Annotated in this window: 11 protein-coding genes; 6 read left to right on the top strand and 5 right to left on the bottom strand. The window is 49.8% G+C overall.

All coding sequences use genetic code 11. The annotated features are described in order from the left end of the window. Positions 1-202 precede the first annotated feature (202 nt). The gene (gene rppA, locus AC5I6P_RS13635) at positions 203-880 is read right to left on the bottom strand and encodes a two-component system response regulator RppA (RefSeq protein WP_495694312.1); all 678 of its coding nucleotides are present in this window, start codon (positions 878-880) and stop codon (positions 203-205) included. A gap of 127 nt (positions 881-1,007) precedes the next feature. On the opposite strand from rppA, the gene AC5I6P_RS13630 reads away from it, so the two are divergent. The 5 genes from AC5I6P_RS13630 (at position 1,008) to AC5I6P_RS13610 (ending at position 3,591) form a co-directional block, all read left to right on the top strand. After that, complete coding sequence (locus AC5I6P_RS13630; RefSeq protein ID WP_495694311.1) at positions 1,008-1,385, top strand: hypothetical protein; 378 nt, start codon at positions 1,008-1,010, stop codon at positions 1,383-1,385. Positions 1,386-1,483: 98 nt separating this feature from the next. Further along, complete coding sequence (locus tag AC5I6P_RS13625; protein ID WP_495694310.1) at positions 1,484-1,963, top strand: hypothetical protein; 480 nt, start codon at positions 1,484-1,486, stop codon at positions 1,961-1,963. A gap of 180 nt (positions 1,964-2,143) precedes the next feature. Then, on the top strand, positions 2,144-3,133 hold the full coding sequence (gene argC, locus AC5I6P_RS13620; RefSeq protein WP_495694309.1) for an N-acetyl-gamma-glutamyl-phosphate reductase: 990 nt from the start codon (positions 2,144-2,146) through the stop codon (positions 3,131-3,133). 51 nt (positions 3,134-3,184) lie between these two features. Continuing rightward, positions 3,185-3,385, top strand: a complete 201-nt coding sequence (locus AC5I6P_RS13615) for a type II toxin-antitoxin system HicB family antitoxin (RefSeq protein ID WP_495694308.1) — start codon at positions 3,185-3,187, stop codon at positions 3,383-3,385. Next, complete coding sequence (locus AC5I6P_RS13610) at positions 3,382-3,591, top strand: type II toxin-antitoxin system HicA family toxin (protein ID WP_495694307.1); 210 nt, start codon at positions 3,382-3,384, stop codon at positions 3,589-3,591. Before AC5I6P_RS13615 ends, AC5I6P_RS13610 begins: the two co-directional genes overlap by 4 nt. Here the strand turns inward: AC5I6P_RS13610 and AC5I6P_RS13605 are convergent. Beyond that, positions 3,588-4,112, bottom strand: coding sequence for a DUF456 domain-containing protein (locus AC5I6P_RS13605; RefSeq protein ID WP_495694306.1), 525 nt, complete (start codon positions 4,110-4,112; stop codon positions 3,588-3,590). The genes AC5I6P_RS13610 and AC5I6P_RS13605 overlap by 4 nt on opposite strands. Before the next feature lie 60 nt (positions 4,113-4,172). Continuing rightward, complete coding sequence (locus AC5I6P_RS13600; RefSeq protein WP_495694305.1) at positions 4,173-4,826, bottom strand: cofactor assembly of complex C subunit B; 654 nt, start codon at positions 4,824-4,826, stop codon at positions 4,173-4,175. Between the two features lie 57 nt (positions 4,827-4,883). Here AC5I6P_RS13600 and AC5I6P_RS13595 point away from each other — a divergent pair, with 57 nt between their 5' ends. Then, entirely contained in the window at positions 4,884-6,179 is a 1,296-nt protein-coding gene (locus AC5I6P_RS13595; RefSeq protein WP_495694304.1) for a D-alanyl-D-alanine carboxypeptidase, read from the top strand. 37 nt (positions 6,180-6,216) lie between these two features. On the opposite strand, the gene AC5I6P_RS13590 is transcribed toward AC5I6P_RS13595, so the two are convergent. Together AC5I6P_RS13590 and AC5I6P_RS13585 are read right to left on the bottom strand one after the other, a co-directional pair. After that, the gene (locus tag AC5I6P_RS13590) at positions 6,217-7,017 is read right to left on the bottom strand and encodes an alpha/beta fold hydrolase (protein WP_495694303.1); all 801 of its coding nucleotides are present in this window, start codon (positions 7,015-7,017) and stop codon (positions 6,217-6,219) included. 90 nt (positions 7,018-7,107) lie between these two features. Further along, positions 7,108-7,833, bottom strand: a complete 726-nt coding sequence (locus AC5I6P_RS13585) for a lysophospholipid acyltransferase family protein (RefSeq protein WP_495694302.1) — start codon at positions 7,831-7,833, stop codon at positions 7,108-7,110. Positions 7,834-8,230: the final 397 nt, after the last annotated feature.

Below are 8,230 nucleotides of genomic sequence, written 5' to 3'. Positions count from 1 at the left end.
TCCAGGAAATTAAGCCACTATGGTCGAAGATTGACCCATCGAACGTAGTCCTGCGATTAGGATGGGTATCCGACACCCTCAAAGCAATTGACCTCATCCATAGTAGGCATTGTTTAACTTGGTATTAGCAAGAGGTGTGAAGTAAGCGTTCTTCCGGTTTTGACCTTTGAGGGACAAGCGATCGCGGCTCAGAAGGACTCGTTTATGCCTCTGGGCTACTGAGACGATAGCCAATGCCATACACAGTTTCTAGCCAGTCTTTAGCATCGACCACTTCCAGTCGTTGTCTTAACCGTCGCACCAGTGTTGTGACTGCATTGCTTTCAGGTTCGCTGCCCCATCCCCACAGAGCTTTCTCAATTTGCTCATGGGAGAGGACTTGGCGCGGATGACGCAGCAAATATTCCATCAGTTGAAACTCGCGCCCCGACAGTTGAACCGTTTTGTGATGGCGCTCAATGATCAGGTTGGTTAGATCTAGTTGTAGATTGCTGAGTCTGAGCGTGTCTCCTTGCCAAAGCGGGGAGCGTCGCCCCAACGCCCGGACTCGTGCTAGTAGCTCGACGACATCGATCGGTTTAACGAGATAGTCATCGGCCCCGGCATCTAACCCTGTCACCTTATCAACAGTGGTATCTTTTGCGGTCAACATCAGAACCGGAGCCGTTTTACCTGCCTGTCGATACTGGCGGCAGAGCGTCACTCCGCTAACATGGGGCAGCATCCAATCTAAAATCAGCAAGTCATAGGATTTGTCAGTCAGCAGCCATTGCGCTGTCTCACCGTCCTCAACCGCATCTACCGTGTGTCCCGCTTTTGAGAGGGCAGTGCGGAGAGGTTCTAATTGCGCTGGGTCGTCTTCAGCCAGTAAAATTAGCATGTTGCTTTAATCTTTAATATAGTCTTTGCCTTTCATCCTAAGTGGAACTCCCGTGGAAGTCCTGCGATCGTAAGACTCTGCTTTGAGAATTTCTAAGGGGATTAACAAAGCTAATTGCACTCAATTCATGCGCCAACGGTTCGCGTTTTACAGTTTGCGCCTATTGAAGTCGGCGTTTTGGCTACTTCCTGCCCTTGGCTTCGTAACGTGGGCAGCGAGTGGGGTGGGACTCGACTGGGCACTGAGCCGAGCGTACCCCACAAAGAAAGCAGTGCAGCTTACTGCGTCTCCATCGCCGACGGTTAGAGTGGAATCGATCAACGTGAGCGTGAATCAGGAGAAACAGCGCTCGACTGTCGTAGTAAACACGATAGGTTCATCGCTGAAAACGCTAAAATTTGAATTTCCGGTAAGCGATGATGAGCAGCTTGAAGCCGCGATCGCGCAAGAATTAGGAGTGTCGCGATCGCAAGTGAAGCGATTAATTCGCCAGTCAGTAAAGTAGGGATTAGGGATGAATCAAACGGGCATAGCGTTGACATCTTGCTGTCATAACTTCTGTTCAGAATAAAGATAAAAATTCTTTGAATTCTATTCATTACAATGAGTCACCTGTCTTCCCTTCAAAAATCGATCACCACGGCATCACTTTGGGCTGCAGCCATCGTGGGGGGTGTGTTTGCGACTCAGGGGTTGCCCACTCAACTGTCACAGATGAGCAATACACAAATGGGTCATACGTCGATGCAGTTAACCCAATCTCGTCCTACATTAGATGACTCAGAATCGGGGAATCTCGATATGCCCTTGGTTGCTATTGCTGTTGCAGCAGGGGTAGCTGTGGTAGGTGTCAAAGCCGCTCAATCGTCTCACGTTAAAAATAAGTCTCAGTCATTCCAGCCTTCTGCCGTTCGTTTTGCTCAGGCAAGCCGACCGCTACAACGCAAGCTCCTGACCCTCGTGCATGACGATCAAAAGGTCGCCGATCGCTTGTTAACTCAAACAAAACTGCATCATCCAGAGCGTTCTATCGACTGGTGCGCTGAAAAAGTGATTTACGATTTGAAGCGCGATCGCCACTAAATTATTAATAAATAACAGTGGATATCGTTAGGTCTACCAGGTCGTTCAAAAAATGGCAGTATCCTACTTGCCCGATCGCAGTCAACCAATGCTGTAAAATCGAGAAGTTCTAGAGTAGCTCGACTGCTCTAAACGTTTGCACATTCAAGCGTTTGCACCACTGAAGGCATCCCCCGCAAGATGACTAAACCCAAGGTTTTCATTGATGGAGAAGCAGGAACGACAGGCTTACAAATTCGCGCTCGGCTAAATCAACGAGACGATATCGAGCTAGTCAGCCTAGACCCATCTCACCGCAAAGATGCAACGGCGCGAGCAGAACTGATCAATGCCGTTGATGTTGCCATTCTCTGCTTGCCAGATGAGGCTGCACGTGAGGCGGTGAGCTTTGTCAGCAACCCAACTGTGAAAATTTTGGATGCAAGTACTGCTCACCGAACCGCCGAGGGCTGGGTCTATGGTTTTCCTGAACTGAATCCAGGACAGCGCGAGAAAGTCGCGAATGCCCAATTTGTCAGCGTTCCAGGCTGTTATCCGACGGGATTTTTGAGCTGCATTCGTCCGTTGATTGCGAGTGGACTGCTGATCGATCGCTTTCCCGTGACGATCAATGCAGTGTCAGGCTACTCTGGTGGCGGCAAAAGTCTGATCAAGCAGTACGACACGTTTCATGCTCAGCAAGATGAAGCGCAACGTTCTAAGGGGTCGGCCTATCCCTACGGCATTTATGGAACGCAGTTTGGGCACAAGCACGTCAAAGAAATGCAGCATTATTCCGGCTTAGCCACGCCGCCGCTATTTGTGCCTTCTGTGGGAGATTTTGAGCAGGGAATGTTGGTTCAAGTGCCGCTGCCGCTTTGGACGTTAGATCATCCGCCGTCAGGGCAAGAGATTCACCAGGCGATCACAGACTATTACCAAGGAGAACAGTTCATCCAAGTTGTTCCCTTTCAGGATTCCTCTGTGCTGCGGGACGGGGCATTTTTAGACGCAACGGCCATGATCGGAACTAACGTCGTGCAGATTGTTGTCTTTGCCAATGATGCAACTCAAGAAGCGCTCCTCGTCGCTCGCCTGGATAACTTAGGAAAAGGTGCATCAGGAGCCGCAATTCAAAATCTCAACATCATGCTGAATGTTGACGAAACCTTAGGATTATTCAATTGGTAGCAAAACAATGCTTTAGAGTTAGGAAATAGCCTTGTATAGAGGAGCTTAATTGTGAAAATCAAGGCAATCGTTTGGCAGGAAGACGACGTTTGGTGTGGCTCTGTACCTGCTCTCCCTGGATGCCACACTTGGGGCGACAGCTACGAACACTTGTTAGAAATGTTGCAAGATGCAATTCAAGGCTGGCTGGAAGTTGCCAGTGAGCGGGAAGAGCTTGAACCAGAAAAGCAGGTGGTCGAGTTATCCTTGTGAGAACGATTTCAGGCAAAATGCTTTGCAAGATTGTTGAAAATCAGGGCTGGGAGCTAAAGCGCGTCACTGGTAGCCATCACATTTACGTTAAAGAGGACGTTGATGCCATTCTTTCAATTCCCGTGCATGGCAATCGTGATCTTCCGAAAGGAACGTTGAAAAGCATCATGAAAGATGCCGGGTTGACTGAAGATGATTTGGGTTAACTGCCTGTTGCGGCTGAAAAGGTCGTGTAGAGAAAGATGCCGACCGTCGCGATCGCAAAGATGCCTTGCAGCAAGTTCCCCAATACAGAGCCAACGACGATTCCCATTCCTGCTTTAATTGCAATCGTCAAGTCTCTGCGATACAGAAATTCTCCGATGATTGCACCGAGGAGCGGGCCTAATAAAATTCCAACAATCACCCCAATTGGGCCACCAATGGGAATCGTCGGTAAGAAGCCAAGAAAGCCGAGAATGAATCCAATGATCGCGCCGACTTGCCCCCAATTGCTTGCACCTGCTTTTTTGGCTCCCCAATAAGTGGCCAGAAAATCGACGCCTAAACTGACCACGAAAACCGCGATCGCAACAGGCAACGCCACGCTAACCGCTGCAAATCCTTTGACAAAGCCCCAAATGACAACGGCTGCCAAAATGAGACTAATGCCTGGAATGCCCGGCACGATCGCGCCAATAATTCCGACGACCATCACAGCAACTAAGAACCAGTACAAAGCAATCATGGCATCGCGACTTTTCTAGAACTATGACTAAGGTAGCGTGATTTGTCAGTCAGAGGATTATCAGTTCTGGGAGTTGACGCGCGAGAGGGCATAGTCGAGTTTCTCTGCGATCGCGGCAACCCAATTTTCATCTTGTTTGGTGTAACTGCGCGGAGCATTGGCTCCTAAAATCAAAACGCCATCTGACCCGATCGGCTGACAGATTACACCTTGAGTATTTTCGGGTAGGTAATCAAACTCAATGCGTCCCGGATAGACACTGAGCGCAACGAGATAGATGGGTTTCTTCTTATCCAGCACTCGTTGTAGAATCGCTCCAGGTTTGACTTCTGACGTTGGCGCTAAAACACCACGCCGCAACAGAACCTGACCGCGATACCAAACAATGAGCGATTTTGTCACCGTGTTGGTTAACAAAATATGCGATGCCCAAGCAAGTTCTGCTTTTACGTCATCGGGCAAGTCTGGAGCGAGTTCAAATCCTTCTTCTCCCACAAGCTGCACACTGTCAGGCGTTCTAGCTTGCACCTGCTGCCACAGCAATCCTGTTAAGATCAACACCGCGCTTAAAATAACGCCGAGGGCATCCACTCGTGCTTGAGAATCTGTCAAGGTCGGGGTCAACACCCGATTCGTCAACAGTAAAATTCCGCCTAACATGCCCACCGCGATCGGCATCCGTCGCAAAATTCGATTGGGATCAGCCTTCGCCATTGCCCTCGTTTCCGTACGCTACACTCTATACCCTACACCTTGATCAGGAGTGCTGACTTGCTGGAATTGTTTAGTGCGGGCTTGGTGTCTGCATGGCTAAAAATGGCAGGCTTGCCGCCGTCGCTCGATCCATGGCAAACGGCAACTCACCTCGATTGGCAACTTGTGCCCTCAACGGATGCTTCAACTGATGCGGTCATGCAGCAGTATCTTAAGCAACTTGCGAGCCAAGGATTAGAGGCATCGTCTCAGGGTATTTGGATTCAGTCGGGCGCAACGCTGCTAGCGAGCAATCAAGGGATGACGGCGATGCCTGCCGCGTCGCTGACCAAAATCGCAACGTCGTTAGCAGCACTTGAGACCTGGGGAGCCGCGTACCAGTTTGAAACGCCCATCTTGGCAACGGGGCAGATCCAGAACGGAGAATTGCAGGGAGACTTGGTGATTGAAGGAAAGGGCGACCCCTTGTTTGTGTGGGAAGACGCGATCGCGCTCGGGAATGCTCTCAACAAAATTGGCATCACTCGAATCACGGGAGACCTGATCATCACAGGACGATTCATGATGAACTTCGACCCCAATCCTGTTACGTCGGGCAATGACTTGAAAAAAAGTTTGAATTCTCAACAATGGGATGACGAAATCGAAGCAGAATTTGCGGTTTTGCCAGCCAAAACACCACGTCCGACAGTGGCGATCGCAGGATCAGTTCGAGTTACGTCTCCTCCTCCAAACCAAACGGTACTGATGCGCCATCGGTCGCTTCCGTTAACGGATTTACTCAAATACATGAACGTCCACAGCAATAATGAAATGTCGCAACTGCTGACCGAGACGATGGGCGGAGTTCAAGTCATGATGCAAAAAGCGGCAGACGCATCTGGGCTGGGTGCCGACGAGATTCAGTTTGTCAACGGCTCCGGTTTAAGCATGGACAATCGATTGTCGGCTCACGCCGCGTGTGCGTTGTTTGCGGCGATTGATCGCTCCATTCACTCCAGCGATCTCACCTTGGGCGATTTGTTTCCGGTAGCGGGTCTAGAAGGAATTGGCACAACGTTAGAAGAGCGGTTCATGCCAGAACAATCGGTGGTGAAGACCGGAACGCTGAATGAAGTGAGCGCTTTAGCAGGCGTGTTGCCCACGCGCGATCGCGGATTAGTCCAGTTCGCCATCATCAATCGCGGAACCGAAATCACCGCACTGCGAAAACAGCAGGATATTCTACTGCAAACCTTGCAGCAGTACTGGGGCAAATCGTCGGCAGACATGGTTCAACCGAGTGCGTGGGTAAAGGCGCGACGATCGACATTAGGAGCAACGGTTCGCAACGAAATCGTGTACGGTGGCTAAGCGACAGATCCTTATAGAGGTATGGCACGCCGTGCCCCTACGACACCGGCAATTGACTTTTCGTCTCTAAAAATCCACTCGTTTGCAAAATCTCAAGTAAATTCACATTTTTCTCCAGCAAGCAGGCATGTCCGCTCTCGGGCAATGCTACGACTCGGGCATCCTGAAACGCTGGCTTCAGCCGATATGCCTCTGTTAAAGACGGCAGTAACTTATCTTTAGTACTCGCCAAAATTAATGTTGGCAGATCCAACGCCTGCAACTCCTCCACAGGAACCTTAAACCGCGACAGCAGCCTCATCCGCCAAATCGACGTTTTCTGCGGCACCGATCGCACCGCTTCCACTAACGCTTGACGATCTTCCTCGGCAATCCGCCCAAACGAGGCTAATAAAGGCAAAAATGTCACCGATGAGACTTGATAGGCAAGTTCTGGCAAATGGCGACTGATCTGCGCTCCCCATGAAATCCACGGTCTACGACCAAACGAAGAGGCTGGATTAACTAGAATTAGGCGGCGAAATAGCTGAGGCGCAAGCACAGCAACCTTCATCGCCAAGCAGCCACCAAACGACTCGCCGCATAGATAAATTGGACGTTCTGAATAATCTGCAACCTCGGCTTCAACCAATCGGATGACCTGCTTTGCCAATTGCTCCCAACTCGTCAGGTCAGTCGGCGGAATCGCCAAACACCGGACATCAAATCGAGCTTCCAACCCAGTAGTCTGCGCCCGCAGTAGCTGACCTGTACCGTCCATTCCGGGCAAAAACACAAACAGAGGAAGTTCGGGTCTGAGAACTTTGGGGGTGATGAAACAAGGGGGGGTGGGACGCATGATGCAGAGAAAATGAGGTGCAGAGTTACAACGTGTACATCGAAACAGGGCTGCTCAAATTTAAGGTTCCCTAAGCCCTACTCCTGTTCATTAGTAACACCCTTGGCGGAGCAGATCACTGATTTCAGCATGACAGCGATCGCTGAAGTCTTTAACCATTGACTTAGCGTGTTTGCCCTGATACTTCTCTCGCTGCGCCGGAGTAACCCAAATGGGACGCCCAATCAAAAGATTCACCCGTTGGTACAAAATCATCGGATGCCAGCCATCTTGAGCAAACAAGGGTTCGGAGGGATCAAACAAACTAAGTAATCGCAGAGGAACAGCGGAGTTGCTGGTTTCGGCTTGAGACGCGATCGCAACCGGCAAAATGGCCAGATCTGGGACGGGCGCTCTTAGCGCTAAATGGGCAAACCCGCGATGAAACCGACCTACTTCAGTCCGCTCTGGGCTGTGAATCATCGGCGGTGTTCCTTCTGGAAACAAGCCCACGACTTGCTGCGTTTTGAGTAACGTGATCGCCTGTTCAAAAAAACTCTGCTGGCGATGCTCTAAACTTTCAAGCGGAAAGCAGCCGCCCAGCTCAGTCACCACTTCTCGCATGATCGGCACCTGACCCATGTAGTGGTGGCAGGCAAATCGAATCGGACGGTTCAGGGCTGCCATCAGGAGCGGCGCGTCTAAAAAGCTGCGGTGATTGCTCACCACCAAAACCGAGCCTTGGCGCGGCACACGATCGCCATAGTGAGTATATAAGCGAGTCCCGATCGCGGTTAACAGTAATCGCGACACCTGAAGCGGACGGTCAAAAGGCATGAACTCCAATCCAAACAGTTGAATACTAAAAATGTACTTTCACTTGTTAACAGTACTTTACCGAGCGTAACAAGCTTCTTAAGGTACAGGTTAGGCACTAAAAAACTGATTTTTCTGTAGAAATCGAGTTTCAATATTGGACTCAGAAGAAATTCTAATCACAATCATTCTAATCATAGTCATAGGCTAATCAAAACTCCCGGATATGTTAAGGCCTTATTACTAGATGTTGCTAAAACCCCAGTCGCTTGAAGTAAGGTTTCCAAGCCTATACCTTTCTTAAAATTTAAGGTTCTCGATCAGAACTGTATAGCAGAGGTAGTTAAAATGAGTGAGGCTACTAAAGGATGATTTTAGAAGTACGGTTCTATATCTCTTAGAAGGTATATCTTAATTA

The sequence above is a fragment of the Myxacorys sp. genome (assembly GCF_059501405.1).
This window is presented reverse-complemented; position numbering and strand designations above follow the sequence as displayed.